This is a genomic window from Streptomyces sp. SID13726, from assembly GCF_010548375.1.
Lineage (GTDB): Bacteria > Actinomycetota > Actinomycetes > Streptomycetales > Streptomycetaceae > Streptomyces.
On record NZ_JAAGLY010000082.1, the window covers coordinates 1 to 799 of the forward strand.

General features: G+C 71.7%; 1 pseudogene. It reads left to right on the plus strand.

The window, feature by feature from the left end:
* Positions 1-23: 23 nt before the first annotated feature.
* Positions 24-799, plus strand: a pseudogene (locus G3I78_RS46445) (sporulation protein SsgA); the annotation flags it as partial.

Sequence of the window (799 nt, forward strand, 5' to 3'; positions counted from 1 at the left end):
CAGTAAGGCGGGGGGTGGAGACGATGACTAAGGACGTGGAGAAGGTCCAGGAGGAGCGGCTCAACGGAGAGTCGTCTGGCTCCGGTGTCGTGGCCTGGATGATGCACCGGGTCAAGCCGTACACGCCGCCGTGGATCGTGACCGGCGGAATCGGCGTGGTCGGCACGATCGGCTCCCTGGCCTGGGAGGGGAACGCCTTCGCCGGAGTCGGCCTCACGCTCGCCTCCGTGGGCCTCACCGCCGGCACCTGGTTCATGGCCAAGCCGACCGGGCCCCAGCGCCGTATCCACTCCGCCGCGACGGTGGCCGCGGCGTCCGGCTGGCTCACGTGCGCCTCGCTCGCCGGGCCGTTCGTCGGGCCGCTGCCGCACCTCTACGCCATCGGCGGGGCGACGCTGGCCGCCTCCTGGAACATTCGCCAGGTGTTCCGCTGGAATCCGGACGCGGCCCCGGCCGGGAACTCCGCCGGCCTCCTGGACGCCATCGGCCTGTCGAAGCTGAAGCTGGGCAAGGCGAAGGTGACGGAGACGGGCCAGGTGCGCGTCCCCTTTGAGCTGGAGAAGGGCGCGACCTCGGACGAGCTCACGAAGGCGCTGCCGAACCTGGAGTCCGCGACGGACGTACGCCCCGGCGGCTTTCGCGTGGAGCGGGACCCGGATTCGCACCGCCACGGCGTACTCGTCGGAGTGCCCGTGGACCCGCTGTCCGGCACCACCTGGTACCCGGGCCCGTCCGCCCCCGGCGGCTCCATCACGGAGGCGCTCGTCATCGGCACCTACGACGACACGCTCCCCCTGGA